At 33.4% G+C, this 16293-nt stretch carries 10 protein-coding genes and 8 pseudogenes; 8 read left to right on the forward strand and 10 right to left on the reverse strand.

Annotated elements, in window-relative coordinates; translation table 11 throughout:
- Positions 1–53: 53 nt before the first annotated feature.
- The 3 genes and pseudogenes from rpsO to ACQ9BO_RS05100 form a co-directional block, all read right to left on the reverse strand.
- A pseudogene (gene rpsO / locus ACQ9BO_RS05090) lies at positions 54–319 on the reverse strand (30S ribosomal protein S15).
- 131 nt (positions 320–450) lie between these two features.
- Positions 451–936, reverse strand: coding sequence for a hypothetical protein (locus ACQ9BO_RS05095; RefSeq protein ID WP_431243880.1), 486 nt, complete (start codon positions 934–936; stop codon positions 451–453).
- Between the two features lie 241 nt (positions 937–1177).
- Entirely contained in the window at positions 1178–1633 is a 456-nt protein-coding gene (locus ACQ9BO_RS05100; protein WP_431243881.1) for a GAF domain-containing protein, read from the reverse strand.
- Positions 1634–1704: 71 nt separating this feature from the next.
- On the opposite strand from ACQ9BO_RS05100, the gene xrtF reads away from it, so the two are divergent.
- The 6 genes and pseudogenes from xrtF to ACQ9BO_RS05130 all read left to right on the forward strand — a co-directional run bounded on the left by xrtF (position 1705) and on the right by ACQ9BO_RS05130 (position 6460).
- The gene (xrtF, locus tag ACQ9BO_RS05105; RefSeq protein WP_431243882.1) at positions 1705–2241 is read left to right on the forward strand and encodes an exosortase family protein XrtF; all 537 of its coding nucleotides are present in this window, start codon (positions 1705–1707) and stop codon (positions 2239–2241) included.
- A pseudogene (locus ACQ9BO_RS05110) lies at positions 2231–2676 on the forward strand (exosortase F system-associated membrane protein). Before xrtF ends, ACQ9BO_RS05110 begins: the two are co-directional and overlap by 11 nt.
- Before the next feature lie 46 nt (positions 2677–2722).
- Positions 2723–3119, forward strand: a pseudogene (locus tag ACQ9BO_RS05115) (HYC_CC_PP family protein).
- Positions 3120–3226: 107 nt separating this feature from the next.
- Entirely contained in the window at positions 3227–5233 is a 2007-nt protein-coding gene (locus ACQ9BO_RS05120) for a TonB-dependent receptor plug domain-containing protein (RefSeq protein WP_431243883.1), read from the forward strand.
- Between the two features lie 64 nt (positions 5234–5297).
- A complete protein-coding gene (locus tag ACQ9BO_RS05125) occupies positions 5298–5639 on the forward strand; it encodes a heavy-metal-associated domain-containing protein (RefSeq protein ID WP_431243884.1) in 342 nt (113 codons plus the stop codon).
- 138 nt (positions 5640–5777) lie between these two features.
- A pseudogene (locus ACQ9BO_RS05130) lies at positions 5778–6460 on the forward strand (DedA family protein).
- Positions 6461–6621: 161 nt separating this feature from the next.
- Here ACQ9BO_RS05130 and rodA read toward each other — a convergent pair.
- The 7 genes and pseudogenes from rodA to purH form a co-directional block, all read right to left on the reverse strand.
- The gene (rodA, locus tag ACQ9BO_RS05135) at positions 6622–7857 is read right to left on the reverse strand and encodes a rod shape-determining protein RodA (protein WP_431243885.1); all 1236 of its coding nucleotides are present in this window, start codon (positions 7855–7857) and stop codon (positions 6622–6624) included.
- Between the two features lie 14 nt (positions 7858–7871).
- Positions 7872–9374: a penicillin-binding transpeptidase domain-containing protein gene (locus ACQ9BO_RS05140; RefSeq protein WP_431245073.1), complete on the reverse strand. Its 1503-nt coding sequence runs from the start codon at positions 9372–9374 to the stop codon at positions 7872–7874.
- 14 nt (positions 9375–9388) lie between these two features.
- Positions 9389–9781 (reverse strand): hypothetical protein, encoded by a 393-nt coding sequence (locus ACQ9BO_RS05145; protein WP_431243886.1) that lies wholly within the window; start codon positions 9779–9781, stop codon positions 9389–9391.
- Positions 9782–9829: 48 nt separating this feature from the next.
- Complete coding sequence (locus tag ACQ9BO_RS05150) at positions 9830–10336, reverse strand: rod shape-determining protein MreD (protein ID WP_132990692.1); 507 nt, start codon at positions 10334–10336, stop codon at positions 9830–9832.
- Positions 10329–11153 carry a rod shape-determining protein MreC gene (mreC, locus tag ACQ9BO_RS05155; RefSeq protein ID WP_431243887.1) on the reverse strand — a complete coding sequence of 275 codons (825 nt, stop codon included), beginning with the start codon at positions 11151–11153 and terminating at the stop codon, positions 10329–10331. Before mreC ends, ACQ9BO_RS05150 begins: the two co-directional genes overlap by 8 nt.
- Before the next feature lie 109 nt (positions 11154–11262).
- Positions 11263–12294 (reverse strand): annotated as a pseudogene (locus ACQ9BO_RS05160) (rod shape-determining protein).
- Positions 12295–12350: 56 nt separating this feature from the next.
- Positions 12351–13878 (reverse strand): annotated as a pseudogene (purH, locus tag ACQ9BO_RS05165) (bifunctional phosphoribosylaminoimidazolecarboxamide formyltransferase/IMP cyclohydrolase).
- A gap of 165 nt (positions 13879–14043) precedes the next feature.
- Between purH and ACQ9BO_RS05170 the strand changes: the two are divergent.
- Positions 14044–15290, forward strand: a pseudogene (locus tag ACQ9BO_RS05170) (ABC transporter permease).
- Positions 15291–15382: 92 nt separating this feature from the next.
- Positions 15383–16268, forward strand: a pseudogene (locus ACQ9BO_RS05175) (cupin-like domain-containing protein).
- Positions 16269–16293: the final 25 nt, after the last annotated feature.

Genomic DNA, 16293 nt, shown 5'->3' on the forward strand with positions numbered 1-16293 from the left:
AGCAGTAATGTAAAAACAAAAAGAGGCACTTTCGCACCTCTTTTCTATATTGATTATTTTCTGATATTCAATACTTTAATGATCTCACGATATCTGTTGATATCTTTCTTTTTCAAGTAATCCAACAAAGCTCTTCTTTTACCTACTAATAGTACAAGAGAACGCTCAGTGTTGTAATCGTGACGATTTTTTTCAAGTGTTCAGTTAAGTGAGAAATTCTGTAAGTGAACAATGCAATTTGACCTTCTGCGCTTCCAGTGTTTGTTGCACCACCGTGTTGTGCGAAAATCTCTTCTTTCTTTTCTTTAGTTAAATACATTCCAATATTATTTAATGATTTTTATGTATGTCAATACAACTTTTGTAAGACGGGTGCAAAATTAGATTAAAAAAACAAAAGAATCAAACAAAAATAGAAGAATCTTAAAATAAGGTCAAATAAATTCGTTTTTAATGATTGGAAGGCATTTTTTTGGAGGCTATTCTTTCGTTTATAGAAGAATACGAGTATTTTGTATTGTTTTCATTTATACTTACTCCTGAGATTAAGATTCCTTTGTTGTAATTTTCAGTAAATGAAATTTTATGAACAAAATCATTTCCTTGCCAAACACCTTGTTTCAAACCGTTCTTTAGGTCTCCTTTTTGAGTTATAAATCCATCCGTTTCTTCATATTCTCCATTCCCGTCAATTACGGTTTGTTCTCCCTCTTTAGTCCAGAAATTAAGAATCAAAGTTTGGGATCTCTTTGTTTTAGGATCCCAAGTATGATTTTTTTCGCATTTCTTGCTTTGGTTCTCGTACCAGTTGATTTCTTTGCCGGATTTATGATCGTCAACATAATTCACAACCGATTCTTTTGCTCCGTTTTTATAATAGTAAATAAACTCTCCGTCTTTTTTTAAAATATCTCTATCTAAAGTTGCGCCGGTCATTTTTTTCTGCCATTTTTGTAAAAATCGGTTACAACATATCGGACACTTTTTTGAGAATAGTTGGTAATTACCCTCATATAACTATAATCAGGAGAAGTAGTTTCGCGATTTAATGAGTCAAGAAAAATTTTTTCGAGACCATATTGATTTGTGCCGAAAGATTAGCTGAAATTACGAAGTAGAATAATAATAAGGCACATTTTTTCATTCAATTCTATTTTCGCTAATAAAAATAGGATTTCTAAAATAATTTAGCAACCTCTTGATTCACAAATTCTAAAAATCTTTCATCAGCTTCTGTAAAAGGATCAATAACGTGGCTGTCAATGTCAATTTGACCAATGTTTATTCCGTTTACAAATAAAGGCACAACGATTTCTGATTTTACAGTCAAACTGCAGGCAATATAGTTGTCTTGTGCTTTAACATCTGGCACTACAAAATTGGCATTGCTTTCTGCAACTTGTCCGCAGATTCCTTTTCCAAACGGAATAACAGTATGGTCAGTTTCAGCACCTACGTAAGGCCCTAAATGAAGGGTTTTGTTTTCGTGATTGGCAAAATAAAAACCAACCCAGTTGTAGTATTCTACATTTTTGTTTAACAATTGACAGATTGCTAATAATTTTTCGTCTCTAACTATGTTTGTATCAGCAACAATAGCGCTTATTTTTGGTTGTAATTCTTGAAAAGTCATGATAAATAAATTTTATACAAAAGTATTTAAAGCCTGACTTAAAAAATACATAAATTTGAAAAAAAATTCCGTTGAAAAAATATTTAGCACAATTTAAACCTTTCTTGATTTTTATAGGCACTTTTTTCTCCGCTTATATTTTACTGACAATAATTTATAAATTCTATTTGAACAGTTTTGACCCAATTGATATTGATGGAATTTCAAGAATAGTTGGGAAAAATGTCGAGCGACTAATGTCGTTTTTTAATTGTGATATCAATATAGTTAAAAGCCTTTCCCAGCCTTCTTTAGAAGTTTGGTACAATAATAAATATACAATTCGAATTGTCGAAGGATGTAATGCCGTAAGTGTCATTATTTTGTTCATTTCGTTTATAATCGCTTTTTCAGGAAAACTCAAGACGACTTTATTGTTCATTCTATCCGGGACACTTTTCATTTATGTTTTGAACGTTTTTCGTATTATGTTTTTAACAATTTTGCTATTTAAATATCCAGAAAAGGAGCATTTTTTGCACGGTGTTTTATTCCCGTTGATTATTTACGGACTGGTTTTTCTTTTATGGGTTATTTGGGTCAATAAATTTTCGAAATATGCTAAATAAATTATTGGAACATAAATTCAAAATCCTGATTTCAGTTTGTATCGTAATATGTTTTGGAATTATTCGAGCATTTGAAAACAGTCTGTTTTATGATCCTTTTTTGGAATATTTTGAGAAAGATTTTAAAAATTTGCCTTATCCTGAAATAGAATCTTTTAAGTTGTTCTATGGGCTTTTTTTCGATATTTTTTGAACACAATCCTTTCTCTGTCTTTGATTTATGTGCTGTTTAGAGATGTTGATATTTTTAAATTCAGTTTCTTTTTATATGTCTTTTTCGGAGTGATTCTTTTTGTGCTGTTTTTTGTGATTTTGAATTGTTTTCCAAATGCGAATTGGCTTCTTTTTTACGTTCGAAGATTTATAATTCAACCCATATTTGTTCTTTTGTTTATTCCAGCATTTTATTATCAACAACAAAATTTTAAAAAATAACAAATCATTAAATATTTTTCTCAGTCTTTTTGAATAGTTTTGCAGTATGAATCTAAAAAAGTGCACAGGATTATTTTTGGCTTTCCTATTGTTGGTTTCCAACATTGGGTTCGCTTTTGATGTGCATTATTGCGGAGGCGAAATCGCTTCTGTATCTTTAAATACATCGGCAAAAGCTTCTCCAGAAAAAAATGTTGTGGAGAGCAAGAAAAAAATCTTCTTGTTGCAAAGACAAAGTAGTTCATATTGAGAAAAAATCCGATAATGCTACTTTTAAAATATTCTTTTTCCAGTTTGATTTTCCGGCTGTAATCCAGGAATATAAAACCATTGTTTTTTTATCTATTCCAAATTTTAAAAGCAATCAAATAACTTCGTATTATTCTGATGCGAATGCGCCTCCTTTCTACAAGTTATACAATCAATACATTTTTTATTCCTGATTTTAATGTTTAGAATCAAGCCGTTTTTTCGTGCTTGAAAGTTGCTGTTTGTTTTTTTTAAAGAATCAAAAAAAAACAGCTTTTCTAATAACATTAAAATTATTTATATGCACAAAAATATTATGCTTTTTAGCATGATTTTGCTGTCTGTAACTGCTTTTTCGCAGGAAGATTTGCAGGAAGTAAAAGTCACTAAAAAGCAAAAAGGAATTAAGAAATCCTATACACTTACATCCAATACATCTGTTATTACGAGTAAAGAACTGCTAAAAGCGGCATGTTGTAATTTGGCCGAAAGTTTTGAAACAAATCCTTCTATAGATGTCAATTTTTCGGATGCTTTAACGGGAACCAAACAAATAAAAATGTTAGGTCTTACAAGTCCGTATTTAATGATTACTGAGGAAAATATTCCATCGGTTCGTGGCGCTTCGCAAGCTTACGGATTATCATTTACGCCAGGAACTTGGATCGAAAGTGTTCAAATTACAAAAGGAGCGGGGAGTGTTATAAATGGTTACGAAAGTATTTCGGGACAAATCAATACTGAACTTTTAAAACCTTTAAGCGATATTCCATTTTTCTTAAATGCTTACGGTTCAACAGATGCGCGTTTTGAGCTAAATACTCATTTCAATAAAAAATTATCTGACAAATGGGCGACAAGTCTTTTTGTACACGGAAATACGCGTGTGGCCAAAAATGACATGAATAATGATGGTTTTCTGGATAATCCGCTGGGGAAACAAATCAATATTTTGAATAGATATCAATATTATGATCCCGAAAGTGGTTTGGTGAGTTTTATCAATTTCAGATATATGAATGATAAAAAGCAGACAGGTGAAGTTGATTTTGACAAAGATCGTGATCGCGGAACTACAAATCATTGGGGTTCAGAAATCAACACAGAGCGTTTTGATGTTTCAACAAAAATAGGATATGTTTTTAAAGATATGCCTTATCAAAGTATTGGTTTTCAAAATGCCTTCAACAGTCACAATCAAAATTCTTATTTTGGACTGAATTTGTATGACATCAAGCAGAATAGTTTTTATTCGAATTTGATTTTCAATTCGATAATAAACAACACGATGCATAAATTTACGACCGGATTGAATTTTACGTACGATCAATATCAGGAGTTTGTGAATGTTGTCGATTACAGCCGAATTGATAATTCGGTTGGAGCATTCTTTGAATATACCTATGACAACACAGATAATTTCAGTTTGATTTTAGGCGGAAGGGTAGATAATCATAATCGATTGGGCTTTTTTGTAACACCTCGTTTGCACATGAGATACAATCCTTGGAAAAATGGTGTTCTTCGTTTTTCTGCCGGAAGAGGAAAGCGTTCGGCTAATATTTTTGCCGAGAACCAACAGCTATTTGCTAGTTCTAGAACGTTTTCAATTTTGGATACAAACGGAAAAGTATATGGCTTGAATCCTGAGATTGCGTGGAATTATGGAATCAGCTTTTCGCAAAAGTTCAAGCTTTTTAATAAAAATGCTGAAGCAGGATTTGATTTCTACCGAACTGATTTTCAAAACCAAGCTGTTGTTGATTTAATGCAAAGTCCGCAACAAGTTTTATTTTATGATCTAAAAGGAAGTTCGTTTGCAAATAGTCTTCAAGTCGAATTTAATTATGAGTTGATTCATAATCTGAATTTGAGAACCGCTTATAAATACTATGATATCCAGACAGATTATTTACGAGGAACATTCCAGCGTCCGTTGCAGGCAAAGCATCGTTTTCTCGGAAATTTAGAATATGAAACAGCTTCTGATAATGGAAAACAATGGAAGTTTGATTACACTTTCAACTGGACAGGAAGTCAGCAATTGCCTTATACAGCATCAAATCCTGCTGAAGATCAGTTTCCTAATTTTTCTCCTGCCTATGCAGTTATGAATGCGCAGGTAACGAGAGTTTTTTCAGATGTTTTTGAAGTGTATATTGGCGGAGAAAACATTGGAAACTATAAACAGAAAAAAGCAATTTTAGGAGCTGATGATCCATTTGGACCAAATTTTGATGCTTCTATAGCGTATGCTCCAATTTTTGGACAAATGTATTATGCGGGATTACGATTTAAAATAAAATAACAATATCAATAACAATAACAATATCAATAACAATAACAATATCAAATTTTAATATTTAGACAAAATGAAAAAATTAATTTTAATAGCAATAATTGGGTTTTTGGGATTTTCAGGACAAGCTCAAACTAAAAAGAATAAAAACTTAAAATATACTGTAGAAGTAAACGGAAATTGCGAGCAATGTAAGAAACGTATTGAAAAAGCGGCGTTTAGCGTTCCAGGAGTAAAAACGGCAAATTGGGATATTGCTTCACACCAACTGTCAGTAATTTTAAATGAAGAAAAATCATCTCCAGCCGATTTGAATAATGCAATTGCAAAGGTAGGACACGATACTAAAGAAGTGAAAGCCACTCAAACAGATTATGATAACTTGCACAGCTGTTGTAAATATGTAAGAGAATAACAATAGTAAGAGCCTCGGGATTATTTCTTGAGGCTTTTTTAATAGTTAATTTATCTTTAAAATACCGCATTTTATTGTGGTTGAACTAAATTATTGTTACTTTCACAAACTTAAATTAAGTATAACCAAACCATTTTTATGAATAATTTTGATTGGACTCAATTAGTCAACCCCGAATTTTATATTACTTTAAGTATCGGTGGTTTTCAAATTGGTTTATACATTGTGCTGTTTATTGTTTTTGCCGAAACTGGGCTTTTTGCTGGTTTCTTTCTTCCTGGTGACAGCTTGCTTTTTTATCAGGAATTTACAGCCGTGACTTAATCGAAAATGTGGTTTCTATTCCGAGTGATTTTATCAATGTTTTTATCCTTTCAACTTTAGTGGCTGTAATGGGGGTTTTTGGAAACATGACTGGATATTGGTTTGGGGCAAAAAGCGGTTATTATTTATTTAAAAAAGAAGATACTTTTTGGTTCAAGAAAAAATACCTGCTTCAATCTAAAGACTTCTTCGAAAAGTATGGTGGAAAAGCAATTATTTACGCTCGTTTTCTTCCAATATTTAGAACTTTCGCGCCAATCATTGCAGGAATAGTTTCTATGGATAAAAAGAAATTTATGTTCTATAATGTTTTGAGCTCATTTTTGTGGTCTTTTGTATTAATCTTTTCTGGACATTATTTATACGGAGTGTTTTTAGAGCATGGAATTGATTTGAAAGAGCATATTGAGGTAATTGTAATAGGAATTATAATTGTATCAACTTTCCCGGTTTTCTTAAAGCTTATCAAAAAAAGAACAAGCGGAGAAAAGATATAATCAGAAATAAATAAAAACAAAAAGTCCGAAGTTTTAGCTTCGGACTTTTTTGTTGGAATTCATTCATCAGTTAGCAATGAATGAAATTATTTTGAATCAATAATTAAGATGAAATTCGATAGTGATTTGGAATTTGGCACTTTAAGATTTGGAATTTAAATCTACCATTCATTCACTTTATTGGCATCCATTTTTAGGAAGATAAACAGCAAGATTGTGAATCCCCAGAGTCCGGAACCTCCATAAGAAAAGAACGGCAATGGAACCCCGATAGTCGGGAAAATACCAATAACCATTGCAATATTTACAAAGAAGTGTATGAACAAAATTCCGGCCACGCAATAACCATAAACACGGCTAAATTTAGTTTTTTGTCTTTCTGCCAAATAAATTACTCTTAAGAACAAGCCAACAAAAAGTGCTATTACGACTAATGAGCCAACAAATCCCCATTCTTCACCAACGGTTGTAAAAATATAATCGGTATGTTGTTCTGGTACAAATCCCCCTTTTGTTTGTGTTCCTTGTAAAAAGCCTTTTCCAAGCCATCCTCCAGATCCAATTGCAATTTCAGATTGGTTAGTATTGTACCCAATACCTTTCATGTCGACAGTTTTACCAAGCAAAATATTGAAACGGTCTCTGTGGTGCTGTTTGAAAACGTGGTCAAATACATAATCTACAGAGAAGACAAAAGCAGAAATAATGGCTAAAAGAATAGTGCTCATTAATAAATTTCTGTCAACAACGCGGCCTTTGAAATGTATAATTGCAAGAACAACTGCGGCTAGAATAATAACAACATAAGGTTCGAGAACTAATGTCAATACGAATAATAAAATGGTAATAAAACCAGTCCAAACATACCATGAAGGCAGTCCTTCTCTGTACAAAACAATTATAAAAATACTATAAATCAAGGCACTTCCTGGGTCTGGTTGCGGTAAAATAAGCATTACAGGTAAGAATACAATTGCTAAAGCTTGTATTTGCCTATTGACATCTTTAAGGTTGATTTGTGTGTCGCTCAGGTATTTTGCCAGTGCAAGCGATGTGGCGACTTTTGCAAATTCGGATGGTTGCAAGGTAAATCCTCCAATGGCATACCAGCATCTTTGTCCGGCAATAGTTTTTCCAAAAAGGAACAATCCTGCCAGAGATAAAAGTGAAACCACAAATATGATACTGGCATATTTTTCATAAAATTTTCCATCAACAAAAAGAACTACAAAAATCAACGGAATGGTACAGCCAATAAAAATAAGCTGTTTTTGATACGTTCCTTCTGTAGATAATAATGAAGATGAATAAATGTTCAGCCACCCTAATACAACTAACGTGATGTAGATAAAGACGCTTATCCAGTCAATATTATTTTTTACACTTTGATTTTTCATTTGAAATAATCTTGTTAGTTTTCTTTAGTGGTGTCTATTGGTATCTTTTTCAATTCAGTTTTTGTTGTTGCTTTTTGGGCAACAATTTTCGCTTTTAAAACAGAGTCTTTTGGAGTCGATTCAATTGCACTTGCTTCACTCATGCCTCCTAATTTAGCATATTCACTCGCTAAACTTTTATTTAAAACACGAACTTCTAAATCGGTTCTTGTGATTTTCTTTCTTAAATACTTTTCAATCATCAAACTTGCAATCGGTCCGGCTACGTTTGCACCAAAACCTCCATTCTCAATCATGATTGCGATGGCAATTTTAGGATTGTCTTTAGGAGCAAAAGCAACAAAAATAGAGTGATCTTTCAGTTTTGTTCGCACTCCGTCAATTTTAGCATAGTTTTCGGCAGTACCTGTTTTTCCACAAATATCGATGCCTTGTACTTTAAGAGCATAAGCCGTACCCTTGTTGTAAACGTCAAATAATCCATTTATTACAGGAGGGAAATACTTTTTGTCTATTGTGGTTTCGTGCCTTGTTGTAAATTTTGCGTCAATTTTTTTGCCTTCGATCTTTTTAATGATATGAGGCGTGTAGTAATAACCCTGATTTGCAACAGTTGCCATCATATTAGCCAGCTGGATTGGAGTCATTAAAACCTCACCTTGTCCGATCGCATTAGAAACAATTGTTGTGCTTCTCCATCCGCCGTTTGGATATATCTTTTTATAGGTTTTAGATGTTGGAATGTTACCTTTTCTTCCTGTAGGCAAATCATACCCCATAAATTGGCCAAGTCCAAAACTTTTAACGTGATTGCTCCAAACATCAACAGCATATCCTGGATTTCGATACTTGTTGATTGTTAACATATATGATTGTGCAAAGTATGTGTTGCAAGAATTATAAATACCGTTGTTCAGCTGATGCGGACCAAAACCGTGACACTTCATAAATCGGCCTCTACCATAACTGAAACCATGGTGGCACATAAATGTTGTATGTTCATCAATTACTCCTTCTTGAAGAGCAACTAAACCCGTCAATATTTTAAACGGTGATCCAGGAGGATACTCTGCCAAAAGCCCTCTGTCATATAATGGTTTTGCAATAGAATCATGATATAAAAGAGTATAGTTTTTAGAGCGCTGTCTTCCAACTAAAATTCCAGGATCGTAAGAAGGAGCAGTAACAAGTGCTAAAATTTCACCTGTTTTAGGCTCAAGAGCAACGATCCCACCTCTTTTATTGATCATTAATTCTTCGCCATATTTTTGAAGTTCGGCATCAATAGTTAAATTGATATCTTCTCCTGCAACAGCGATAGTGTCGTATTTTCCATTTTTATAAGATCCAATTTCACGATTGTACTTATCTTTCTGGATATATTTAACTCCTTTGATTCCGCGTAGTACTTCTTCATAACTCTCTTCTACACCTTGTCTTCCAATCAAATCTCCACTATTGTAGTACGGGTTTTTCGCAATTAAGTTCTCATCTACTTGTCTAATAAAACCAAAGATATTTGCTCCATAATCTACTTCATAATCACGAAGCGACCTTTTTGGAAATAAAAACCTTCATATTTTCTGATTTTTTCTTGAAAAGCGACAAATTCATTTTTGTTTAATTGCGCCAAAAATACTGACGGAAGACGCGGGCTATAAACTTTAGCCTTAGCAATTCTTTTATCGTATTCTTCTTTTGTGATGTTTAATAACGCACAAAATTCAGTAACATTCAAATCTTCTTTGATTTCTCGCGGAATAACCATGATATCATATGAAGCTTGGTTGGCTACTAATAATTTGCCGTATCTGTCGTAAATATAACCTCTCTCAGGATAGTCGTACTGTTTTTTTATTGCGTTGTTTTCTGATTTTAACTTAAATGAATCGTCTACAATTTGCAAATAAAATACCCTGATCACCAGTAAAGATCCTGCAATGATAATTAAAGCGGGCAGACAGAACTTTTCTCATCGTTTATTGGGCTTAATAAGATAAATTATTATGATTGAAGTTATAATTGTAAAAATTGAACTAAATAAGGTTCGGAGCAAAATGTCCCAAACAAATTTAAATTGGAACGCTTCGAGAACAAATAGTACAATATGATGTAGCAAAACTGATACCAAAATGAATGAAAAGCGCTCCGGTGTTAAAGATTCATTTAGTTTGATGGTTTGATATTCATAACTCAGTCCAAACGAAAATTTAAAAATATAAGGTCTGTAATAAGCAAGAATTACACAAGCTGTTGCATGGATTCCGCCAGAATTGCAAAACATATCCATTGTTAATCCAAGCAAAAAACTTGAAATAATCAATCCTGATTTATTGCTGTTAACAGGATAAAGAATGATATATAGGATATACGGAAAAGGACTTATGTAACCTAAAAAATTCATATTGTTGAAAATAACAATCTGAATTGCCAGTAACATAATAAATCGAAAAATATTGACTAACAATGCGCTATTCATCTTTTTCCTTTTTTTCTAAATTAATAAGTTCTTCTCTGTCTTTGCTTTTGATAATATAGACATGTCCTAGATTTGTCATATCGTTAAACAGTTTAACTTTTATGACATAAAAACTTGTCTGGTCTTCTTTATAAACGGTTTCAACAGTTCCTATGTTGATTCCTTCAGGGAAAATTACAGATTGTCCTCCAGTTACGATTGTGTCGCCTTTTCTAACAGAAGCTAACCTTGGAACGTCTCTCAGCTGTACAAATCCAGTACTTTTCCCATCCCAAGTTAAAGAACCAAAGTGATTTGATTTTTTAAGTTTGGCATTGATTTGTGATTTCATATTCAAAATACTAACCACAGTAGAATATCTTGGGGAAGTATTATCAATTACTCCAACAATTCCTAAACTGTTGATTACTCCCATATCTGGTTTTACACCTTCGTTGGATCCAGAATTTAAAGTAAGAAAGTTTTCGTGAGTACTGTAGGTATTATGAATCACTTTTGACACAATAATGTCAGCCGGCTTTACTCCTTTGATAGTATCAGGTAAAGGCAATTTTGTTGTGTCTTCTTTATTGAATAAAAGACTTTTTAATCTTGCGTTCTCAAGTACAAGTTCGTCATTTTCAGCTCTTAAATTCAAGTATTCATTCACATGATTGATTCTTTCATAAACACCTCCGCTCAAGAAATTGGCAGAACTGATTACTTTGCTTCTATGGTAGGAATGAGATTGAATAGTGAGTCCTAACGAAATACCTAAAAGCGACAAAAACAGCAATCGATTACTGTTTCTTATAATGAAATTAAATATTTGTCGCATTTCTTGTCTGGTTATTTTGTTTCAGGATATGCTTTAGGTTTCAATTTTTATAAAGGTCAAATCATAGAAATTTGACCTTTATAAAAGTAAATTAGTTTTTATTTTGATCTTATTTGATTAAGATGCTTTTAAATTTTGCAATATTTTTAAGTGCCATTCCAGTACCGCGAACAACTGCTCTTAACGGATCTTCAGCAATATAAACTGGCAAATCTGTTTTTTGAGAAATACGTTTGTCAAGACCTCTCAACATAGATCCACCACCAGCTAAATAGATACCAGTATTGTAGATATCTGCCGCTAACTCAGGAGGAGTCTGAGATAATGTTTCCATTACAGCATCCTCAATACGTTGGATAGATTTGTCTAATGCTTTTGCAATCTCACGGTAAGATACATCTACTTGTTTTGGTTTACCAGTAAGCAAATCTCTACCTTGAACAGACATATCTTCTGGCGGCCCATCTAAATCTTCGATAGTCTGCTCCAATCTGAATTTTGATTTTTTCAGCGGTACTTTCTCCAACAAATAAGTTGTGCTGTGTACGCATGTAATAAACGATATCATTTGTGAAAACGTCACCCGCAATTTTTACAGATTTGTCACAAACAATTCCGCCTAATGCAATAACAGCAATTTCAGTTGTACCACCTCCAATATCTACAATCATGTTACCTTTTGGTTGCATAATGTCGATACCAATACCAATTGCTCGCTTGCCATTGGCTCGTGAATCAAATAAACTTCTTTTCCGTTTACACGCTCACAAGATTCTTTTACAGCACGCATTTCAACCTCAGTAATTCCAGAAGGAATACAAACAACCATTCTTAATGCTGGCGTAAACATTCTCTTTTTTAATGCAGGAATACTTTTGATGAACATGTTGATCATCTTTTCTGAAGCATCAAAATCGGCAATAACACCATCCTTCAAAGGCCTTATGGTTTTGATGTTTTCATGCGTTTTACCTTGCATCATGTTGGCTTCTTTACCAACAGCGATGATTTTGCCTGAAACTCTGTCGCGTGCTACGATAGAGGGGCTGTCAATAACAACTTTATCATTATGAATGATTAAAGTGTTTGCGGTACCAAGGTCTATTGCAATATCCTCGGTCATGAAATCAAAAAATCCCATAAGTTTTTTAGGGGTTTAAAATGTTATAAATTATTTATCGAACAAAGTTAAACAAATTAATGTTTAAAATGACGAGTTCCTGTAAATACCATTGCAAGATTATTTTCATTGCAATAATTTATGCTTAATTCGTCTTTTATCGAACCTCCTGGCTGAATTACAGCAGTTATTCCTGCTTTTTTGGCTAATTCTACACAATCCGGAAATGGAAAAAATGCGTCACTTGCCATCGAAGCTCCAGTTAAATCAAATCCAAAAGCTTTCGCTTTGTCTACAGCCTGCATTAATGCATCGACTCTTGATGTCTGACCTGTACCAGATGAAATCAATGTTCCATTTTTAGCAAATACAATAGTGTTTGATTTTGTATTCTTGCAGATTTTAGAAGCAAAGATCAAATCTTCGATCTCTTGAGCAGTAGGTTCTGTAATGGTAACGGTTTTTAAATGCTCTTTATTATCCGTAATATTATTTCTGTCTTGAATTAACAAACCATTAAGACAAGTTCTAACTTGACGAGCTGGTAATTCAACTTCATTTTGAACTAAAATGATTCTGTTTTTCTTCTCTTGTAAAACTGTAACTGCCTCATCATCATAAGCTGGAGCAATTACCACTTCGCAGAATAATTTGTTGATTTCTTGCGCTGTTTCTAAATCAATTTTTGTGTTAGAAATTAACACTCCGCCAAAAGCAGAAGTAGGATCACAAGCCAAAGCGGCTAAATATGCTTCGCTGATTGTTTTTCTTGAAGCTAAACCACAAGCATTATTGTGTTTCAAAATTGCAAATGTTGGTCCGTCAGTTTTAAACTCAGCAATTAAATTTACTGTCAGCATCAACGTCTAATAAGTTGTTGTATGACAATTCTTTTCCATGAAGTTTTTTGAACATAGCGTCGAAATCTCCAAAGAAGAATCCTTTTTGGTGAGGGTTTTCACCGTATCTTAAAACTTGACCGTTCGCAATACTTTCTTTGTAAATCGTCTCGTCTGTATTGAAATAATTAAAAATTGCTCCATCATAATGAGATGATACGTGGAACGCTTTAGTAGCAAACAATCTTCTGTTTTCAAGAGTTGTGCTTCCGTTTTGTTCTGTAATCAAATCTAAAAGAAGGCTGTATTCATTAACTGAAGCAACAATTACAGTGTCTTTGAAATTTTTAGCACCTGCACGGATTAATGAAATCCCGCCAATATCAATTTTTTCGATGATATCTTGTTCGCTTGCACCTGAAGAAACAGTTTTTTCAAAAGGATACAAATCAACAATTACCAAATCAATTTGAGGAATGTCAAATTCTTTCATTTGCTGAACATCGCTCTCGTTGTCTTGACGGTTTAAGATTCCGCCAAAAATTTTCGGGTGCAATGTTTTTACTCTTCCTCCAAGAATTTCTGGAAACGAAGTAATATCTTCAACTGGAACTACAGGAATTCCAAGATTTTTAATAAAATCTTCAGTTCCTCCAGTAGAGTAAAGTGTTACATTTTGTTCGTGTAATTTTCTAACGATTGGCTCTAATCCGTCTTTAGAAAAAACCGAAATTAGTGCTGATTGTATTTTTTTAGTTGTGCTCATTGTGTAGTTATGATTTTCAGACTGCAAAAGTAGTTTTTTTAAATATTATTTTAAAGAAAATTAATGTAACATTATGCTAAAAAAATCTACTGATGAGTAAGTTAAGTTTTATTAGGTTTTTGAATTTAATTTATTGAATTTTACTTTATTGAAAAATACTATTATATGTTTCTTTACCTCCGATTATTAAAAGAAAGTTTCGGCTTTGCCATAAATGCGTTGCGAAATAATAAATTAAGAACTTTATTGTCTTTGCTGGGCGTTACGATTGGTATTTTTTCGATTATTGCTGTTTTGGTCGCTGTCGATTCTTTAGACCGAAAAATTTCTAAGGATTTGAGTAGCTTAGATAAAAATACGATTTATTTAATGAAATATTGCTTTGGGCCATCTGAAATTCCACAATGGAAAAGAGAGCAGTTTCCAAATGTGAAATACGATGAATATATTGGGTTGAAAAATTCATTGAATAATACCGATCAAGTAGGTTATCAGCTTTTTGTTGCGAGGGAAACTTTAAAGTATGATTCCAAAACTGTTGCCGATGTGAATATTATTCCTTCATCATTTGAAATGGTTGAGATTGACGGATTGAGTTTTGATAAAGGACGATTTTACAATGAATCTGAGTCAAATTCTGGAACTCCGGTTATTGTTCTTGGATATGATATTGCCGAAGGGCTTTTCGACGCAAGTGATCCGATTGGAAAAAATATTCGTTTATATGGACAGCGTTTTACGGTTATTGGTGTAATGGCAAAGCAAGGAGCAGGTTTTTTGGCGACAGCAATGATACTTCGGTTTATTTGCCAGCCAATTTCCTTCGCCGAATGTATGGCGACAGTGATTCGATGACGCCCGTAATTGTTTTGAAACCCGTTAAAGGAGTTGATATGGAAGCCTATAAAGCTGAAGTTGCTCAAAAACTTCGTGCCATTCGTGGTATGAAAGCGGGAGAAATGGATAATTTCTTTGTAAACGTGCTTTCTGGCTTCACTGATTTTATAGATGGAATATTGGGAACTTTGAGAACTGCTGGAATTTTCATCAGTATTTTTTCTTTCTTGGTTGGAGGTTTTGGAGTTGCCAATATTATGTTTGTTTCTGTAAAAGAGCGAACAAATTTAATTGGTATTCAAAAATCTTTGGGAGCGAAAAATAAATTCATCTTATTTCAGTTTTTATTTGAAGCCGTAATGCTTTGCTTGATTGGAGGTGTAATTGGTTTGCTGATTGTTTGGTTGCTTTCTCTTCTTCTGACCAATTTATTGGAGTTTGAGTTTGTTTTGAGTTTCTGGAACATCTTTATTGGTGCAGGGCTTTCCATTTTTGTTGGGATAATTTCAGGGATTTTACCGGCAGTTTCAGCGGCAAATCTAGATCCGGTTGAAGCAATTAGAACCGGAATGTAATATTGTTTTTGTGTTATTTTACTGTAAATTTTGATGGCTCGAAATAATTAGATATTTTTGATAGACCACTGACAACTTAATCCGTAAAACAAATGAGCTTTAACCTTAAATCTGTTGATACTGTTGAGTCTATTTCCAAAGAAGATTTTAAAAAGAATTATTTGGATAAAAGAAGGCCTTTAATTATAAAAGGACTAACGAAAGATTGGCCAGCCAGAGAAAAGTGGTCAACCGAATATTTTAAGCAGATTGCAGGTGATATTGAGGTTAAATTGGTAGATAATTCAAAAGCAGACCCTTCAAAAGTAATTAATGCTTCAATCGCCAGCATGAAATTTGGCGAATACTTGGATTTGATAAAACGAGAACCGACGCAATTGCGTATCTTTTTTCAATCTTTTCAAACACAGACCCGAATTAATCGATGATGTAAAAATTCCAAAAGAATTAATGGGCGGTTTTATCGAAAGTATGCCGGCCATGTTTTTTGGTGGTTCAAAGGCAATAACTTTTTTGCATTACGATATTGATTTGCCGCATCTTTTTCACACTCATTTTGGCGGAAGAAAGCATATTATATTATTCGATAATAAGTGGAAAAAAGATTGTATTGTCTTCCAAACACTACATATGCCTTAGAAGATTATGATGTCGCTAATCCAGATTTTGAAAAATTCCCAGCGCTAAAGGGAGTAGAGGGTTATGAAGTTTTTCTTGAGCACGGCGACACTTTATTCATGCCAACAGGAATGTGGCACTGGATGCGTTACATTGATGGTTCTTTTTCGCTAACACTTCGCGCTTGGGATCAGTCTGTATCTAGAAAAGTAGCCAGCGTTTGGAGCTTGTTCATGCATGGAGCAGTTGATAGTGCTATTAAAGTTGTTTTCAGGGAACGTTATGCTCGCATGGCGCGAGAAACTTGCTTTTAAAATCGCTGAGAAAGAATTGAAAAAGGATTTGAAGAAAGCAGGGTAATTTAAAGATTGTATTTAGGAAGTGA

Source organism: Flavobacterium sp. P21 (assembly GCF_050632225.1).
Classification (GTDB): domain Bacteria; phylum Bacteroidota; class Bacteroidia; order Flavobacteriales; family Flavobacteriaceae; genus Flavobacterium.

Coding starts and splice junctions, on each gene's coding strand:
- ACQ9BO_RS05095 (WP_431243880.1), bottom strand. CDS start 936: ATGACCGGCGCAACTTTAGATAGAGATATTTTAAAAAAAGACGGAGAG.
- ACQ9BO_RS05100 (WP_431243881.1), bottom strand. CDS start 1,633: ATGACTTTTCAAGAATTACAACCAAAAATAAGCGCTATTGTTGCTGAT.
- ACQ9BO_RS05120 (WP_431243883.1), top strand. CDS start 3,227: ATGCACAAAAATATTATGCTTTTTAGCATGATTTTGCTGTCTGTAACT.
- ACQ9BO_RS05125 (WP_431243884.1), top strand. CDS start 5,298: ATGAAAAAATTAATTTTAATAGCAATAATTGGGTTTTTGGGATTTTCA.
- rodA (WP_431243885.1), bottom strand. CDS start 7,857: ATGAAAAATCAAAGTGTAAAAAATAATATTGACTGGATAAGCGTCTTT.
- ACQ9BO_RS05150 (WP_132990692.1), bottom strand. CDS start 10,336: ATGAATAGCGCATTGTTAGTCAATATTTTTCGATTTATTATGTTACTG.
- mreC (WP_431243887.1), bottom strand. CDS start 11,153: ATGCGACAAATATTTAATTTCATTATAAGAAACAGTAATCGATTGCTG.